The 17,155-nt window shown below is 37.7% G+C and carries 15 protein-coding genes; 1 reads left to right on the top strand and 14 read right to left on the bottom strand.

Annotated elements, in window-relative coordinates; translation table 11 throughout:
- Positions 1-41 precede the first annotated feature (41 nt).
- The 13 genes from HMPREF1481_RS04300 to HMPREF1481_RS04240 all read right to left on the bottom strand — a co-directional run bounded on the left by HMPREF1481_RS04300 (position 42) and on the right by HMPREF1481_RS04240 (position 12,808).
- Positions 42-683 carry a hypothetical protein gene (locus HMPREF1481_RS04300; protein WP_016465834.1) on the bottom strand — a complete coding sequence of 214 codons (642 nt, stop codon included), beginning with the start codon at positions 681-683 and terminating at the stop codon, positions 42-44.
- Positions 684-793: 110 nt separating this feature from the next.
- Positions 794-1,783: a lipoate--protein ligase gene (locus HMPREF1481_RS04295; RefSeq protein WP_006150700.1), complete on the bottom strand. Its 990-nt coding sequence runs from the start codon at positions 1,781-1,783 to the stop codon at positions 794-796.
- A 58-nt stretch (positions 1,784-1,841) separates the two neighbouring features.
- Positions 1,842-3,545, bottom strand: coding sequence for a dihydrolipoyl dehydrogenase (gene lpdA / locus HMPREF1481_RS04290; protein ID WP_006151487.1), 1,704 nt, complete (start codon positions 3,543-3,545; stop codon positions 1,842-1,844).
- A 39-nt stretch (positions 3,546-3,584) separates the two neighbouring features.
- Positions 3,585-4,628, bottom strand: a complete 1,044-nt coding sequence (locus tag HMPREF1481_RS04285; RefSeq protein WP_016465833.1) for a dihydrolipoamide acetyltransferase — start codon at positions 4,626-4,628, stop codon at positions 3,585-3,587.
- A gap of 331 nt (positions 4,629-4,959) precedes the next feature.
- Positions 4,960-5,952 carry an alpha-ketoacid dehydrogenase subunit beta gene (locus HMPREF1481_RS04280; RefSeq protein WP_016465832.1) on the bottom strand — a complete coding sequence of 331 codons (993 nt, stop codon included), beginning with the start codon at positions 5,950-5,952 and terminating at the stop codon, positions 4,960-4,962.
- 16 nt (positions 5,953-5,968) lie between these two features.
- Positions 5,969-6,937, bottom strand: a complete 969-nt coding sequence (locus HMPREF1481_RS04275) for a thiamine pyrophosphate-dependent dehydrogenase E1 component subunit alpha (protein ID WP_016465831.1) — start codon at positions 6,935-6,937, stop codon at positions 5,969-5,971.
- A gap of 181 nt (positions 6,938-7,118) precedes the next feature.
- Positions 7,119-8,459 (bottom strand): MATE family efflux transporter, encoded by a 1,341-nt coding sequence (locus tag HMPREF1481_RS04270; protein ID WP_016465830.1) that lies wholly within the window; start codon positions 8,457-8,459, stop codon positions 7,119-7,121.
- A gap of 40 nt (positions 8,460-8,499) precedes the next feature.
- Entirely contained in the window at positions 8,500-9,768 is a 1,269-nt protein-coding gene (locus tag HMPREF1481_RS04265; protein WP_016465829.1) for a dihydroorotase, read from the bottom strand.
- Positions 9,769-9,780: 12 nt separating this feature from the next.
- A complete protein-coding gene (locus tag HMPREF1481_RS04260; protein WP_016465828.1) occupies positions 9,781-10,245 on the bottom strand; it encodes an NUDIX hydrolase in 465 nt (154 codons plus the stop codon).
- Positions 10,246-10,254: 9 nt separating this feature from the next.
- Complete coding sequence (locus HMPREF1481_RS04255; protein WP_016465827.1) at positions 10,255-10,908, bottom strand: uracil-DNA glycosylase; 654 nt, start codon at positions 10,906-10,908, stop codon at positions 10,255-10,257.
- 13 nt (positions 10,909-10,921) lie between these two features.
- Positions 10,922-11,677 carry a DUF4336 domain-containing protein gene (locus tag HMPREF1481_RS04250; protein ID WP_016465826.1) on the bottom strand — a complete coding sequence of 252 codons (756 nt, stop codon included), beginning with the start codon at positions 11,675-11,677 and terminating at the stop codon, positions 10,922-10,924.
- Positions 11,678-11,801: 124 nt separating this feature from the next.
- On the bottom strand, positions 11,802-12,092 hold the full coding sequence (locus HMPREF1481_RS04245) for a hypothetical protein (protein ID WP_016465825.1): 291 nt from the start codon (positions 12,090-12,092) through the stop codon (positions 11,802-11,804).
- Positions 12,093-12,115: 23 nt separating this feature from the next.
- On the bottom strand, positions 12,116-12,808 hold the full coding sequence (locus HMPREF1481_RS04240; RefSeq protein WP_016465824.1) for a YjjG family noncanonical pyrimidine nucleotidase: 693 nt from the start codon (positions 12,806-12,808) through the stop codon (positions 12,116-12,118).
- A gap of 512 nt (positions 12,809-13,320) precedes the next feature.
- On the opposite strand from HMPREF1481_RS04240, the gene HMPREF1481_RS04235 reads away from it, so the two are divergent.
- Entirely contained in the window at positions 13,321-14,958 is a 1,638-nt protein-coding gene (locus tag HMPREF1481_RS04235; protein WP_016465823.1) for an Ig-like domain-containing protein, read from the top strand.
- Between the two features lie 121 nt (positions 14,959-15,079).
- On the opposite strand, the gene HMPREF1481_RS04230 is transcribed toward HMPREF1481_RS04235, so the two are convergent.
- The gene (locus tag HMPREF1481_RS04230; protein WP_016465822.1) at positions 15,080-17,149 is read right to left on the bottom strand and encodes a glucosaminidase domain-containing protein; all 2,070 of its coding nucleotides are present in this window, start codon (positions 17,147-17,149) and stop codon (positions 15,080-15,082) included.
- Positions 17,150-17,155: the final 6 nt, after the last annotated feature.

The following is a 17,155-nucleotide window of genomic DNA, read 5'->3' as shown; positions in this document are numbered from 1 at the left end:
AGAGCGTTAGATAATCAAAAATCTAACGCTCTTTTATTGTTCTATAAAAATTCAATCCAATAATTTCTGTGTGGCTCAATTATAACTGGCTTTCCCCAAAATGACTTTAGATAAGCCAGATTCGCAGGGGTTACGGGTCTTTTTTCTTCATTGTACTTCTCAGCACTTTCTTTAGTTAAAAAACATTTAATAGCTTCATATGGCGTACCATCACTTGCTTTACGTTCAATACCCATATAAGCAATTTCATCACCTTTTTGAGGAGTGTCAGTAAGAAATTTTCCAAAAAAGTAGACCGTTTTATCTTTCATTAATTCATAAGCTTTACTATTTTCAAGTCGGTTATTCGCTGCTGCATACATAATACAAAAACTATCAACAATGTCTTTCATTGGCAGTAATTCTTCTTTGCTAACGATGATTTCCTCAGGAGCAAGACCACCAATAATTAAGGCTTTAAAATGTGCTTGCTGAATAACATTATCTAAAGCCATTCCCAGAGGGATTTGGACAGCTTGAAAACCTAAAGGCTCTAACTCTTGTCTTTTCTTATCGAAGTGCTCTTGTGTGATACTGACACTCAAATCGTATGGATTTGTAGTTTCTTGTTTCTTAAAAAATGCTACCACAGTACGATCTAACTGTTCAAATAGACCAAGATTTTCAACTGGAATCTTTATCATTATTAATTTTTCCTCTATATATTTTAAATTTCCACTATATTATACTCTCATGATGATTGATTATCAAGTTTAAATAAAAAGAAATCCACATTACATGGATCTCTCTTTGTTTATTCAACCACTGCCTCAGCAATTTCTTCTGCAGTGATTCCTGCGAAGTAACGACCTAGGTTAATGGTTTGAAGTGCTTTAAGGACATCTTCTCGTTCGTATTTAACACCACGAAGAACATCTTCTACTGCTGCTACATCTTCGATACCAAAGAAGTCCCCGTAAATTTTAATGTCTTGAATTTTTGATTCAATTACATTAGCAAAAATTTCAACCTTACCGCTTGGGAATTTAGTTCCACGACGGACATTGTATTCAGGTGATTTCCCATAATTCCAGTCCCAAGTTCCAAACTTAGTTTCTTTGATTCGATTGATTTCAGCCAATTCTTCATCTGAGAACACATACTCTGTCATTTCAGGGTATTCTTTTTTCATGTATTCCAAAAGTAAGTCACGGAATTCTTCAACAGTGATTTTTTCTGGTAATTCATCAACGATATTGGTTACACGTGCGCGAACGGATTTAACACCTTTAGATTCGAACTTGTCTTTAGAAACTTTGAGTGCGTTAGCAAGGACTGACAAATCCACGTCAAAGAGAAGACAACCATGGTGCATGATACGTCCATTGATATAAGCTTGTGCATTCCCACAGAATTTCTTGCCGTCAATCTCAAGGTCATTGCGGCCTGTAAATTCAGCTTTAACACCAAGTTCCGCCAAAGTGTTGATAACCGGAGTAGAAAAGCTCTTGAAGTCAAAGGCCTTGTTTTCATCTTCTTTTGAAATGATAGTATAGTTGAGGTTGTTCAAATCATGGTAAACTGCTCCACCACCACTGATACGACGTACTACTTCAATTCCGTGTTCACGAACGTAGTCTCTGTTGATCTCTTCAATGGTATTTTGGTGACGTCCTACAATGATAGATGGTTTGTTAATCCAAAGCAGGAAAATTTGATCCTCGTCCAAAAGGTGTTTAAAGGCATATTCTTCCAAAGCAATATTAAAGGCAGTGTCGTTTGAATGATTGATAATATATTTCATAAGATACCTTCTAATACGATAGAGACTGGAAAATAATTCCAGTCTAGTCTATCTATTTTTATTTTTTCTTAGGTGAATGGATGGCCATTCCAAGAACATCCGCAAAGGCTTCGTACATAACTTCAGAGTATGTTGGGTGGCCGTGGATTGTCTTAAGCATTTCTTCAACAGTGATTTCCATTTCGATGATGCTTGACGCTTCGTTGATCAACTCTGCAGCAGCAGGACCAATGATATGAACACCAAGGATTTCACCATATTTCTTGTCTGCAATGACTTTTACAAATCCTTGAGCCGCATCTGATGCAATGGCACGACCATTAGCCGCAAAATTGAATTTACCGATTTGGACATCATATTTCTCACGAGCTTGTTCTTCAGTCAAACCAACTGCTGCTACTTCTGGAAGTGTGTAAATAGCTGCAGGAGTCAAGTTCAATTTAGCAACATGGTGATTCCCTTTAAGGGCATTTTCAGCAGCAACTTCACCCATACGGAAGGCAGCGTGGGCCAACATCTTAGTACCGTTGATATCACCTGGAGCATAGATACCTGGAACAGAAGTTTCCATGTATTCATTAACCTTGATACGACCACGGTCTAACTCAAACTCAACTTCTCCAATTCCTTCAAGATCTGGAACACGACCGATTGAAAGAAGAGCTTTATTTGCGATGATATCATCTTTTCCTTCAACTTTGATACGGAGTTTGCCATCTTCTTCAATGATTTCTTGAAGTTTAGTACCTGTCAAGATAGTCATACCTTTGCGTTCAAGAATCAAGCGAAGGTTCTTAGATACTTCCGCATCCATTGCTGGAACAATACGGTCCATCATTTCGATAACCGTAACTTTTGAACCGAAGGTCATGAAGGCTTGACCGAGTTCGATACCGACAACTCCACCACCAATGATCACAAGGCTTTCTGGTACTTCATTCATTTCAAGGATGTCATCACTAGTCATCACAAGAGATGATTCCATACCAGGAACGTTAATCTTGCTTACTTTTGAACCACCAGCAAGGATAATCTTCTTAGTTTCAAGCAATTCAGAACCATTTACCAAGACATTCTTATCTTTAGTAATAGTACCGATACCCTTATGAACATCAACTCCATAACTACGAAGGAGTCCTGCAACACCACCAACAAGAGTATTAACAACTTTAGATTTAGTTTCTAAAAGTTTTTCCATATCAACAGTGAAGTTAGGATTTTCAATCACGATACCACGATTTGCAGCGTGACCGATATTCTCGATAATTTCAGCGTTGTGAAGGTAAGTTTTAGTTGGGATACATCCGCGGTTCAAACATGTTCCACCAAGTTCAGATTTCTCAACAAGAGCAACCTTACCACCTAATTGAGCTGCTTTAATGGCAGAAACATAACCAGCAGGTCCACCACCAATAACAACGATATCATAAGCATCATCGCTCTTACCATCATCGTTTGAAGCACTTGCTGCAGGTGCTGGGCTAGCTTCTGGTGCAGCTGCTCCAGCTGTTGGGATATTTTCCCCTTCTTCACCAAGATAACCGATAACTTCTGTAACAGGGACTGTCTCGCCGTCCCCTTTCAGGATAGCGATCAAGTAACCGTCTTCTTCTGCTTCCAATTCCATGCTGACTTTGTCAGTCATGATTTCCAAAAGGATTTCTCCTTCTTTTACAAATTCTCCGACTTTTTTATTCCATTGGACGATTTGTCCTTCTGTCATATCCACGCCGGCTTTTGGCATAATTACTTCTAAGGCCATATCTTACTTCCTTTATCTATATTTCTAAAAATAAATTCTCTAAACCAACATTGAGATTGGATTTTCAATTAAAGCTTTCAAGTCTTTCATAAACTTAGCACCAGCCATACCATCTACGACACGGTGGTCAATTGTTAAACCAAGACTCATAATTGGACGAATCACGATTTCACCATTTACTACAACAGGTTTCTCAGTTGTCGAGCTAACCCCAAGGATTGCTGAGTTCGGTTGGTTAATGATTGGACCGAATGATTGAACACCAAACATTCCCAAGTTACTGATGGTGAAGGTTGAATTTTGCAATTCGCTAGGAGCTAGTTTACCATCCAAAGTACGTCCGATAACATCTTTGAAGGCAACTACCAACTCAGACAAGCTCATTTTTTCAGCATTATAAACAACTGGCGTCATCAAACCATTATCCATTCCAACAGCCATCGCAAGGTTGACATAGTTGTGAGTGATAATTGTCTTACCATCTTCCGTTAATGAAGCGTTAATGTACGGGTGTTTCATAAGCGTCTTAACAACCGCAAGTGAAAGCAAGTCTGTAACGGTAATTTTCTTACCAGTTGCTTCCATAATTGGATCAAGGACTTTCTTACGAAGGGCAAGCATTTCAGACATATCGACATCGTAGTTAAGCGTGAAGGTTGGTGCAGTCAAGTATGATTCAACCATACGTTGAGCAATAACCTTACGCATCGGTGTCATTGGAATACGCTCGATTTCCCCATAAGGAGTTACGTTATCTGGAACTTCTTCCACTTTTTCGATCTGAGAAGGTGACTTAATCGTATCGTTTTCAATATTTTCCGGAAGGAAAGCTAAAACATCCTTCTTCATAATCTTGCCACGATGACCAGTTCCTTGGATTTCCTGCCATGCAATGTTATGTTCAAGGGCAATTCGTTTTGCAAGTGGTGAAATGCGAACCACATTAGTGTCTTTAAATGTTTCCACGTCTTCTTTGTGGACACGACCGTTTGCGCCTGAGCCAGAAATATCGTAGAGATTAATTCCTAAATCATCCGCTAATTTTCTAGCTGCAGGAGTCGCTCTTAGCTTATCATCAGCCATGACCTCTCCTATTCTATACTAAGATATTAAGGACGAAGAGGGCAATGAAAAAATAGGAGATTGACGATGTGTTCGATAAACACAAGGAAATCTATCTTTTTTTCACAGACCTCCGTCCGAATTCAATTACATGATGCAAAGGGCGTTAAAAGTCAAAGTGAAAATAGAAAACTTGACGAAGAAACTTTAGTTTCTATGAAAGTTTATCTTTTTCACACAGACTCTAGCCCGTGCTCTAATCAAAGATATTAAGAACGTAGAGAACTTTGCATCATTAGATACAAAGCTTCTTCGTCTGAATTAATACAAGTTACATAATTTATTTTATGTATTATTGCTTGTTGTGAGTTTTACGGATTGCATCTTTGATGCTTTCAACCGTTGGAATCATTGCATTTTCAAGATTTTGTGCATAAGGCATTGGTACATCCTCACCTGCACAACGGCGAATAGGTGCATCTAAATAATCGAATGCTTCTGATTCTGAGATAATAGCTGAAATTTCACCGATAAAACCACTTGTCTTGTGGGCATCGTTGACAAGAACTACTTTTCCTGTTTTCTTGACAGAGTTAATAATAATCTCTTTATCAAGTGGAACCAAAGTACGTGGGTCTACTACTTCTACTGAGATGCCTTCTTCAGCCAATTCCTCAGCTGCTTGGATGACACGACGAAGCATTTTACCGTATGTTACTACTGTTACATCAGTTCCTTCGCGTTTGATTTCTCCGACACCAAGTGGGATAGTATAGTCTGGATCAACAGGAACTTCACCTTTTTGGTTAAATTCTGATTTGTATTCAAGAATGATAACAGGGTTGTTGTCACGGATAGAAGACTTAAGAAGTCCCTTCATATCAGCTGGTGTACCTGGAGCTACAACCTTCAATCCTGGGATATGAGTAAACCAAGATTCCAATGATTGTGAGTGCTGAGCTGCAGAACCTACTCCGTTACCAGCGGCACAGCGGATTGTAATAGGCACTTGACCTTTACCACCAAACATGTAACGAGTTTTAGCTGCTTGGTTGACGATATTATCCATGGCTATAACAGAAAAGTCCATGAAAGTCATGTCAACGATTGGGCGAAGTCCAGTCATAGCAGCACCAGCAGCTGCTCCAGAAATAGCTGCTTCGGAAATCGGACAGTCACGAACACGTTCTGGACCAAATTCTTCAAGCATACCTACAGATGTACCAAAGTCTCCACCAAAGACACCTACATCTTCACCCATCAAGAGTACGTTTTCGTCGCGACGCATTTCCTCAGACATTGCAAGGATAATGGTATCGCGGAAAGACATTAATTTTGTTTCCATATTTCTCTACTTCTCCTTAGTCTGCGTAAATATCTTCAAATGCTGATTCTAGTGGAGGGAAAGGACTTTCTTCAGCAAATTTAACAGACGCTTCCACTGCTTCTTTCACTTCTTCTTGAATCTGATCCAATTCTTCTGCGCTCGCGATTTCATTTTCAAGGAGATACTTGCGAAGGTTTTCAATCGGATCTTTCTTCTTCCACTCTTCGACTTCTTCACGTGTCCGGTATTTACCAGGGTCAGATGAAGAGTGTCCAAGCCAACGATAGGTTACACTTTCAATCAAGACAGGACCTTTACCAGAGCGGACGTGTTCAACAGCCTTTTGGAATCCTTCGTAGACATCGATAACATTGTTACCGTCTTCAATAAACATTCCAGGAATACCGTAAGCAGCACTACGCTCATGGATATGCTTGACATTTGTCATTTTCTTAATGTCGGCAGAAATTCCATAACCGTTATTGATACAGTAGAAAATAACAGGTAGATTCCAAATCGAAGCCATATTAACAGCCTCATGGAATACACCTTCATTAGTCGCTCCATCACCAAAGAAGCAGACAACGATTTTACCAGTGTTTTTCATTTGTTGAGTAAGGGCTGCACCTACTGCAATCCCCATACCACCACCTACGATACCGTTAGCACCAAGGTTACCTGCATCTAGGTCGGCGATGTGCATTGATCCACCTTTACCTTTACAAGTTCCAGTATACTTACCAAGGATTTCAGCCATCATACCATTAAGGTCGATTCCTTTAGCAATGGCTTGCCCATGGCCTCGGTGGTTTGATGTGATAAGGTCATCTTCATTAAGAGCTAACATAGCCCCAACGTTAGCAGCCTCCTCACCAACAGAAAAGTGCGTCATTCCTGGCACTTTCCCTTTTTTTACTAATTGAGCAATCTTCAAGTCCATACGACGGATTTCTTCCATCTTTCGGAACATTTCAAGCAGAAGATTTTTATCTAGAGTTGACATAATCTTGCCTTTCTAAGTTTAATTTCTTATAGTTCTATTCTAACTTATAGGTTAATTTGAGTCAAAGATTACGCTTGATAATTTTTCACAATATAAAAAAAGAAAAGTCTTGATTTCATTGACTTTTCTTTACATAAAATGACTATTTCACAAAGTGATTTTCAAGGATATTTTCAACAAATTATTTGAATCTTTTCATAATAACTTGTAAACGCCACTGATAGAGTAATCCACTGACAACTAAACTTACGATAAGACCTATCCAATATGAATAAGCATCGAGATTTGTTGAATAATCTAGAAACAAACCAAGAGGTATAGCAACTCCCCAGTATCCAAGGAGACCAAGGTAGAAAGGTATGACAGTATCTTTGTAGCCTCGTAAAATCCCTTGTAATGGTGCCGCAAATGTATCAGCTAACTGGAAAAACAAGCTATAGGTCATAAAACTTGCAGTTAATTGAATAAACTCTGGATCATGACCATATAGACTGGCAACATTTTCTCTAAAAACATACAGAAAGGAAAGCGTTAAAATTGCGAATGCCATAGCTGATAGTCGTCCAATTTTAATGTATTTCTTAGCGTCCTCTAGACGTTTGGCTCCAACTTCGTAAGAAACAACAATCGCCATCGCTGTTGAAATACTCATCGGAAAAGCATACATGAGTGACGAAAAGTTCATAGCGGACTGATGGCTAGCGATAATCAACGATGAAAATTTTGCCATAATCAAGCCAACGGCTGAAAAAATAGCAACTTCTGCAAATACAGTTCCACCTATTGGTAATCCTAATTTGATTGCTTCTTTTATTTTATCGCCGTCTAAGGGTAATCGTTTCTCTAAATGCAGTTCTTTCAATTTTTCCTGTTTAAGAAGGACTAGTATGGAAATCCCCAGCAATGCCCAATAAGCTAAAGATGTACCAAGACCTGCTCCAGCACCTCCTAACTCAGGTAAACCAAAGGCTCCATAAATTAGTAAATAGTTAAAACCACTATTTAAAGGTAACAATAAAAGCATTAAATACATGGATAGTTTGGTCAGTCCCAGCGCATCCAACAGTGATCGAATTACACTAAAAAGTAAAAGTGGAATAATCCCGATTGCTAAAAACCATAGATAGCGTATTGCTATATCTGCTACTGCTGTTTCCAAACCCATATTGTTTAGAATTAATGGCGCAGCAAGAAAAACTAATGCAAATAGAACAATTGATAAACCAAGTGAAAGATAAAGAAATTGATAAAAATCAGAAGCCACTTCATTTTTCTTTCCTCGACCCAAATGATGCCCAACTATAGGTACCAAGGCTGATACAATACCAGTTAGGAAGGTAAAAAAGGGATTCCATAGACTTGTTGCCATTGATACCCCAGCCAAATCTATGGTATTATACTGGCCAGTCATGGTCGTATCGACAAAAGAAGCGGAATAATTGGCAAATTGATAGACTAGAATTGGAAAGAAAATCTTAAGAAATAAGATAAATTTGTCTTTAAAATGATGGGTTGGGTACATATCGTCTCTCTAATTAATGATTCGAAAGACCAGATTTCACCTAATTCTTATAGACAATCTGTCCATTACAGATGGTGTATTTGACCTGCCCTTTCAAAGATTCACCGATAAATGGTGAATTCGCTGCTTTAGAAGCAAAATGACTATCCACGATTCGGTCCGCTTTATCATCAAAAATTGTAATATCAGCTGGACCGTTTTCTGATAAATAACCTGCTTCAAAGTTATAAAGTTTTGCTGGGTTGTAGGACATTTTTTCTAGCAATTGCATTAAACTTAACTCGCCAGGTTCCACCAAATAGGTTAAACCGAGTGATAAAGAAGTTTCCAAACCTGTCATACCTGATGGCGCTTTGGTAATATCCTCAACATTTTTCTCATCAGCATGGTGAGGCGCGTGGTCAGTAGCAATGACAGAAATGACTCCAGATTTTAAACCTTCAATAACAGCACGTCGGTCAGATTCCAGACGTAGAGGTGGATTCATCTTAGCGTTACTTCCCTTAGTTAAAAGAAGAGCTTCAGTCTTCGAAAAATGCTGTGGAGCTACTTCTGCGGTTACGTTGGCTCCTAAGCCTTGAGCAAACTCCACAACCTTGACACTTTCTTCCTTAGACAAATGCTGAATATGAACATGAGCCTTGGTTGCATAGGCAATCATGACATCACGAGCAATCATAGCGTACTCTGCAACTCCTGTTGCACCGCAAATATGAAAATGCTCTTTAGCGATATTCTCGTTAAAACCAAGCGTACCATTCAAGCCAGGATCTTCTTCATGAAGACTAATAAAAGTATTTAGTTTTTTCGCTTCTTCCATGGCTTCCTTGACAACTTTACTACTTTCAAGAGGAATCCCGTCATCAGAAAAACCAACTGCCCCTGCTTCTAAAAGGGCTTTAAAATCAGTTAAGTCTTGACCATTAAAGTTTTTGGTAATTGTAGCCACAGACTTAACGTTAATCTTTTCCTTAGCTGCAGATTGAAGAACTTCCTCTAAAGTCTTAACATCTGAGATAGTTGGATTGGTATTAGCCATCATAACGACAGTTGTAAAACCACCTGCTGCAGCTGCTAAAGCACCTGTATGAATGTCTTCTTTATGTGTTTGACCTGGTTCACGAAAATGAACATGGATATCTACCAATCCAGGCGCAACTACAAGACCAGTTGCATCAATCACTTGAGCTCCTTCAACCTGGATTTCAGGAGCAATTTGTATGATTTTCCCTTCATCAACCAAAACATCACAAACTTGATCCAAACCAGACTTTGGATCCATTACACGGCCATTTTTGATTAGTAACATATCTATACTCCTTTACTCGTAGAAATCCACTTGTGTATCCAATAATTTATCACCATCATAGACAAACTTGGCTGAAAAGAAGGGTTTATCCTCTAAGAGCCACTCGACAAAGGTATGATCTCCTTCCCAGGTCGGCTTGCTCAGAACTTCATCATAAGGAACCCATTCTAGCGTCCCCTCATTACAGTCAATTAACTCACCCTCAAACTCAGTCACCTTAAATACATAGGTGTACCAGTCTAAATCTGGAGTGAATTCGGGAAAAGTGATAACTCCCTTTAAAACCGGCTTAGCCTTCAACCCTGTTTCTTCTAAAATTTCACGGGTGGCACATTCTTGTGGAGTTTCACCGCGTTCTAACTTTCCACCTACACCGATCCATTTTCCTTCATGAACATCATTCGGTTTTTTATTGCGATGGAGCATGAGTAATTCTTTTCCGTTATCAATGTAGCAAATTGTCGCTAACTGAGGCATATTCTCTCCTTATCTAAGCCAATCGATTGGCTCTTGTCCTGTTTCTTTTAAGAATGCATTGGCCTTAGAAAAAGGCTTGGAACCCCAAAATCCTCTGTAAACAGAAAGAGGACTTGGATGGGCTGACTCGATAATCAAATGCTGAGGATTGGTAACCAAGGACTTCTTCTTACGGGCGTAGGCTCCCCAAAGTACAAAAACTACGGGTCTATCTAGGTTATTGACGACCTTAATAACAGCATCTGTAAATGGTTCCCAAATCTGACCAGCATGCCCATTTGCTTGGCCTGCTGGCACTGTTAAACATGCATTAAGGAGTAAGACTCCCTGCTCAGCCCACGCTGTCAAATCATGCGATTTCTTAACTCCGATATCGTCTGACAGTTCTTTTAGAATATTTTGCAAGGAAGGAGGTGCTGGGATCGAATCAGGAACTGAAAAACTCAATCCCTGAGCTTGACCAGGTCCATGATAGGGATCCTGCCCCAGAATCACTACCTTAACCTCTTCCAGAGGAGTCGTCAAAAGAGCCTGAAAAACCTTTTCCTTGGGCGGATAAACAGTCCCATGAGCATAGACCTGTTCCATAAAGTGATTAATTTTCCCAAAATATCCCTCAGGTAATTGCTCTTTTATAAACCTGTGCCAGGATGAGTGTTCCATAGCTTTCTCTCCTTTACCGTATCCATCGAAAAGCACGTCTTAATTCATCCGTACCATTTTTAAAAAGGCATAAACCATGTGCAAGTATGATCTTATCCGGTTTCCAGTTTAACATACGGGAAAAAGACATTTTTGCTTCCCTTTGTCTTCCTAAAAAAGTCATCCGATAATCGATAGGAGTTTGTCCATCAGGGGATGTTACACGAGCTAAACGATAGAATCTTCTGCGGATTGGACTAGCTATCTTTTCCGGTTCAAAATTCTCTATGAGGTCTGTTACAATCAGTGTTTTAGTTGATTTATGAAAAAACACCACCTCTTCGATGACTGAACTTCCCTTAAAAATGAGTTGATCAATCTCATCAGACCATAAGTCAGGAGCATTATCTGTTAAGGCAGCATCAAATACAACCTTGACTTTCTGACTTTTTGCTCTCTCTTCAACTCCTGGACTAGACCACGCTTGCGCATGAGGATATCTTTCCTTCCAATCTGCAATATAGGCGTAGTGGATTTTATTTGGTGAAATCAGGTAAGCAACTTTGCCCAAAGCATCCAGTTCGGTAAAGAGTTGCTCATTTGGCGCAATAGGAGAATGAATCCAAAGTTTGCAATCATTTAACTTAATCACCGTCATACGTGTCTGAAATGGAAGTTTGAAGATTTTCATGTCCATTTGAATTAAATCACCATCTACTATCCAGATATTTTGATCAACTTCCTTTAGTGTATACAATGGTTCATAAAGAGAAAGTTCTGCCCTTAACATCGTTATCTATTCCTTCGTTTTTACTGCCTCTATTATAGCAAAAAGTGGCTATCTAAACCACTTTTTACAGTTATTAATGCCATTTCTCGTCGCAAACCATTGTTTTTTGAAAGAAAGGAATCGATCAATCAATTAAAAACTTTCCTATTGTGTCAAACGCATGCGAAAGTTGTTCATTAACAAACCTCATTTGAACCACATTTACATCCATATAATAAAGTTCGGATAATCCCCCCCTAGGTATAAAAAGCGCATTGTGGATGTTTATCTTTTCTCGAGTACTTAATTTTATATGATGATTTAAGGAGTACTGCAATTCCTTTAAGGTATTCACTTGAGGGTGTACACCTTTTAACTGATACTGTTCAATGAGACTTAGCAAGTTATCAATCTCTTTAATCACTTTATTTTCCATAAAATAACCTTTTAGACAAAGTATTAAATCGAATCTAAACAATCCAGTAACTCTTGATAAGAATGAACTTCATAGATTGGTTTAGCTTGCGTTTTATTTTCCAGATTATGCGGATTGTACCAGATAGTATCAATACCAGCGTTATTGCCACCCTGGATATCCGCTGTCAAAGAATCACCAATCATCACGGTATTTTCTTTGCAAAAACCTGTTATTTGCTGTCCAATTTTTTCGTAGAAAAGAGCGTCAGGTTTTTGTGTTTGCAACTGTTCTGATATAAATACTTGATTGAAATAAGGAGCTAGTCCTGATTGAGTTAAGCGCCCTGTCTGAATGGTAGTTATCCCATTTGTGGCAGCGTAAAGTTCATAGCCACGATCAATCAGATTATCTAAAAGTTCCATAGCGCCAGAAAAAATTTGGCCCTGTTGTGCTAAATAAAACTGGTAGCGATTTGCTAAATAGGTACCATCTTGCTCAATTCCGAAATGTTCAAACAATCTAGAGAAACGAGTATTGACTAATTCTTGTTTTGTAATTTTTTTCTGCTCTAAGTCCTTCCAGAGGGTTTTATTCATAGGTATATAATAATCCTTATATGCCTGAATATCAGCAACTCCTTCTTCTTTCAGAAGTTGTGTCAATGCTACATCTTCGGCAGCATCAAAATCAAGTAAAGTATGGTCGAGGTCGAAAAGTAAAAAATTGTAGCTCATCCGTTTTATATCCTTCTTTCGATAATTTACACATTTCAAAGTATAGCATAAAGAACAAGAATAACCAAATACACTTATGCAATGACTGATGTTATAAATAGACTAATAATTTAAAAATCGAGAAATAATCTGTGAAAATTGAAAAAAATTTATAAAATCATCCTACAAAAAAATATATTAAATCTTGTAATCTCCTTGAAATATTTGACTAGGATTTTAGGTAAATTTCCTATTTTATTTTTCCTGTAAAATAAAAGATGTAAGCGGTTATTCTATCTTTTTATGTTATTAAAAACATAAAACTTCTAATATTTCGAAAAATTCACATTTTAATATTAATTTGATACCTTTAACATTGCCGTCCCTTTTTCAATGTGATATAATTCACAGTATAGGGGAGTTTTAGTATTAGACTAGGGGGAGGCTTTATTAAGATTTGTCTGCAAAATTAACCTATATCATCAATTCGTTTATTTTAATTTTTGAATAATTCAATTAGAAGGTATAACACAATGAGCAATAAGAAAAAGTTTAGTATTTTCTCGTTTTTGATTTGCGTCCTGACAACTATTTTTGTTTTTAGTTTGAATAAAACTTTTGCTGAAACTCCTGAAGTTTCAGTAACTGGTAAATTCGCAGATACAATCACGGTTGTGAACGTAACAAATAATGAAGGTGGCAATCTAGATTGGGATCTAGCACAATGGGCTACTTTCCGTATTAATGCTACATATGATTTAGCAGGAAAAAATGTTAAAGCTGGCGATCAAACAGTAGTTACTGTACCAGATGCATTAATGATTACTTCGGATAGTTTTGAAATTCGTGATATCAATACTAACGAAGTCATTGCTCATGCTACGGTTGATGCTACGAACAAAAAATTAACATTAACGTATACAAATTATGTTGAAACGCACTCTGATACAAACGGGTCTTTCTTCTTCTATGCACGTATTGACTTCAAAAAACACCCTCAACAAGGAGAAATTCCAATTGAAGTAACAGTGAACTCAGTAACAAAAGTAGCTGGTAAAGTAACATTTAAAGGTATCGGGGACGGTAACCCAAGACTTTTAACAAAGACTAGCTGGGTTAATAGCGGAAATCATAAAGAAGTTCAATACACAATTTCTGTCAATCGTAACAAACAAAATATCAAGGGTGTAACAATTGAAGATCACTTGAGATTTACGAATGCATCCTATGTAAAAGATAGTATCAAAGTTATCAAAGGTAAGTTTTCTTACGAAACTGGTGAGTGGGTATTCTCTAATCGCGTCGACGTAACTGATCAACACAAGATAACAATCAGTGAAGATGGACAATCATTTGTTATTGATTTAGGTGATATTACTGATCAAGATCAATATCGTATCGATTATAACGTACATTTGAATTATGAACCTGTAGATGGTGAACTTTTGAAAAATGAGGCAACTCTTAAAGGTAAAGAGATTGAGAGCAAAGATGTAACTAACGTTGCTGCAGTTCAAGTCGCTGGTGGTTCTGGTGTTGGTTATGTATACTCAATCAATATTCATAAAGTAGACGATGCAAATCAACCTCTTAAAGGTGCTAAGTTTAGAGTTGTTCGCCAAGCAAACAATCAAGTTATTGGTGAGTTTGAGTCAGATGAAAATGGTAACATTGCAGTTAACAAATTGTTAAAAGATAAGTATATCTTAACTGAAATTGAAGCTCCTTCTGGTCACGTTATTAAAGACGCAGTTACAGAGGTTAATGTTGAAGATTTTGGTGCAGATCATTCAGTGACGAAAACAATTGTAAATCCAAAAGAGGAAACAACTACAACAACTACAACAACTACTACAACTACAACGACTACAACTACTACGACAACTGAAGCTCCTACGACTTCAACTACTACAACTGAAGCTCCTACGACTTCAACTACTACAACTGAAGCTCCTACGACTTCAACTACTACAACTGAAGCTCCTACGACTTCAACTACTACTACAACTACTGGAGAAGAACCTAAATCTACAGTAACAACAACAGAAGACAAACAAGGTCTTCCAAATACTGGTGAAGGTAAAGGAACATTGGTTACAATCATTGGTTTTGTAACGTTAATTTCTTCAATCATCCTAGTAGCATTCTTGCATAAGTCAAAAAATGACTAATGTAAAATAAGGTTTTAAAAAGGATTTACTTTTAAACAGTAAATCCTTTTTTCTATCCATATGGCATGATATGTAAAAATAAAAATCGATAACCTTTTATAGTTATCGATATTAAAGAATCTTAATCTTTTTCACCAAGTTTACTATTGATAGTCATCATGATACTTGCTATCTTTTCACCCCAATATGGATCTGAAGCGTAAAGAACGTTCATACCTGATGATTTATTTCCAAGATAGGTTCTGCCTTCATCAATATAATTTTCTCGAATCCATTTGGCGGCACCCAAGATTCCCTTATCAACATTGTCAAAACTCTTTGCAGAATCATATGGTGTTGTATCGTAGGCTGCAATCCCAAAGAAATTATTCTTGTCCTTAGCAATCTGACTGCGTCCCCATGCACTTTCTAAAGCACTGTGAGCCATAAGGTAAAGTGCATTTACCTGATAGCGTTTTTCCGCTTCTTTAAAGACCTCTCCTTTTCCTGCAAGGCGGCTACCCTGAATATTCATAAGAGAATAAACCTTATTCAATTCTTCTGCAGTATAATTGGTAGGTTTTCTTAGATCTCTATAGAGGAATGGATTCTCCACTTTAAAGTTATCAAAGTTAATACCATCTGCTGAATAGTATTTTGTACCAATTGCCATCGATGAACTATGAGGGGCAACTTTAATACTTGTATAAGGTGATAATTCGTGATAAAGATAACGACCATCACTCGTATAATGAGGGATAAATTCATCGCTAGTGTTAACAGCTACTAAATCACTCTTGTTCATATAACCTGTGAGTCCAGAGATTTTTACCGGTAGTCTGTCACCTTGAGACGCAGCGTCAGAAACAGCAACAATAGTACCTTGCGAAATATAACTTAATCTAGCACCAGAAGCATCATAGACATACGCAGTTATCGGTTTTACTTTATAGTAACTAGATGGATTAGAAATCCATTTCCCATTATTTTCGAAGCTGTAATTTTTACCATTGATTTTCAGAGTTCCAGTAGCATAAACTCCGTCTTCTTTTAGATAGTACCAGGCATTGTAACTCTTATCAAAGATCCATTCATTCTTGGCCATATAGCCATACGATTTGAGATAGTAAGAACCTTGCCACTGATTTTCAGCATAAGCACCATCAGATTTTAAGTAAAACCAACTATTGTACTTCTTATCAAAATACCATTCACTTTGAGCCATGGCACCACTATCTTTTAGATAGTATTTATCTTTCCATTGACTACTCAACATGATTCCGTCTTTATCAAATACATACCAAGTGCCATTGATTTTTTCCCATTTATTGCGGATGATTTTTCCGGAATCAGTAGCAAAATACCACTTCTCATCCATCTTCACCCAATCCTTTTCAGCCATAGCGCCGCTAGTTTTGAGAAGGTAGTCATTATAAAAAGTTTTACTTAACATGGTGCCAGATTCATCAAAACGATACCAAGAACCATTGATTTTTTCCCATTTATTGCGGATGATTTTTCCAGAATCAGTAGCATAATACCACTTCTCATCCATCTTCACCCAACCCTTTTCATGCATTGCTCCACTAGTCTGAAGAAGGTAGTCATTGTATACGGTATTACTTAACATGGCACCCGATTCATCGAAGCGATACCAAGAACCGTTGATTTTTTCCCACTTATTTCGGATAATTTTCCCTGAGTCTGTAGCGTAATACCATTTATCATCTATTTTTACCCAAGAATCCTCAACCATAGCACCACTTTTATTTAAGAGGTAGCCATCATAAACAGTATCACTAAGCATGACACCATCCTGGTTAAAATAGTACCAGCGACCTGCTATTTTCTTCCAATTTGTGACAGCTTTTTTATTCTCATAATAACGCCATTGGCCATTTTCTTTTTGCCAACCTTCTTTGTTGACTTCCTCAATAACTGCTTCTGTTGAAGTGTTTTCCTTTTTCTCAGACGTTTCCTTCTTCGGCGTGGTTTGCGAAGACTCTTTATTTTGTTCTTCTTTTGAACTTTGTTTACTATCCTTATCGTGGCTTTTGATTTGCTTTTGATCTTCTTTTTCAATACCATTAGCTACAGCCTGTTCTGAGGTTTGATTTTTATTTGTAGCCTGGTTTTCCTCAGCGAATACAGTAGTTTTTGTAATTCCAGCCATGGAAAGAACAACTGTACTTGCCAGTAATATCTTTTTCATTTTTAT

Origin of the sequence: Streptococcus sp. HPH0090, assembly GCF_000411475.1 — a bacterium.
Taxonomy (GTDB): domain Bacteria; phylum Bacillota; class Bacilli; order Lactobacillales; family Streptococcaceae; genus Streptococcus.
This window is presented reverse-complemented; position numbering and strand designations above follow the sequence as displayed.

Bases quoted from the DNA above. Each gene is read 5' to 3' on its own strand.
- HMPREF1481_RS04300 (WP_016465834.1), bottom strand. From the start codon at position 683: ATGATAAAGATTCCAGTTGAAAATCTTGGTCTATTTGAACAGTTAGAT.
- HMPREF1481_RS04295 (WP_006150700.1), bottom strand. From the start codon at position 1,783: ATGAAATATATTATCAATCATTCAAACGACACTGCCTTTAATATTGCT.
- lpdA (WP_006151487.1), bottom strand. From the start codon at position 3,545: ATGGCCTTAGAAGTAATTATGCCAAAAGCCGGCGTGGATATGACAGAA.
- HMPREF1481_RS04285 (WP_016465833.1), bottom strand. From the start codon at position 4,628: ATGGCTGATGATAAGCTAAGAGCGACTCCTGCAGCTAGAAAATTAGCG.
- HMPREF1481_RS04280 (WP_016465832.1), bottom strand. From the start codon at position 5,952: ATGGAAACAAAATTAATGTCTTTCCGCGATACCATTATCCTTGCAATG.
- HMPREF1481_RS04275 (WP_016465831.1), bottom strand. From the start codon at position 6,937: ATGTCAACTCTAGATAAAAATCTTCTGCTTGAAATGTTCCGAAAGATG.
- HMPREF1481_RS04270 (WP_016465830.1), bottom strand. From the start codon at position 8,459: ATGTACCCAACCCATCATTTTAAAGACAAATTTATCTTATTTCTTAAG.
- HMPREF1481_RS04265 (WP_016465829.1), bottom strand. From the start codon at position 9,768: ATGTTACTAATCAAAAATGGCCGTGTAATGGATCCAAAGTCTGGTTTG.
- HMPREF1481_RS04260 (WP_016465828.1), bottom strand. From the start codon at position 10,245: ATGCCTCAGTTAGCGACAATTTGCTACATTGATAACGGAAAAGAATTA.
- HMPREF1481_RS04255 (WP_016465827.1), bottom strand. From the start codon at position 10,908: ATGGAACACTCATCCTGGCACAGGTTTATAAAAGAGCAATTACCTGAG.
- HMPREF1481_RS04250 (WP_016465826.1), bottom strand. From the start codon at position 11,677: ATGTTAAGGGCAGAACTTTCTCTTTATGAACCATTGTATACACTAAAG.
- HMPREF1481_RS04245 (WP_016465825.1), bottom strand. From the start codon at position 12,092: ATGGAAAATAAAGTGATTAAAGAGATTGATAACTTGCTAAGTCTCATT.
- HMPREF1481_RS04240 (WP_016465824.1), bottom strand. From the start codon at position 12,808: ATGAGCTACAATTTTTTACTTTTCGACCTCGACCATACTTTACTTGAT.
- HMPREF1481_RS04235 (WP_016465823.1), top strand. From the start codon at position 13,321: ATGAGCAATAAGAAAAAGTTTAGTATTTTCTCGTTTTTGATTTGCGTC.
- HMPREF1481_RS04230 (WP_016465822.1), bottom strand. From the start codon at position 17,149: ATGAAAAAGATATTACTGGCAAGTACAGTTGTTCTTTCCATGGCTGGA.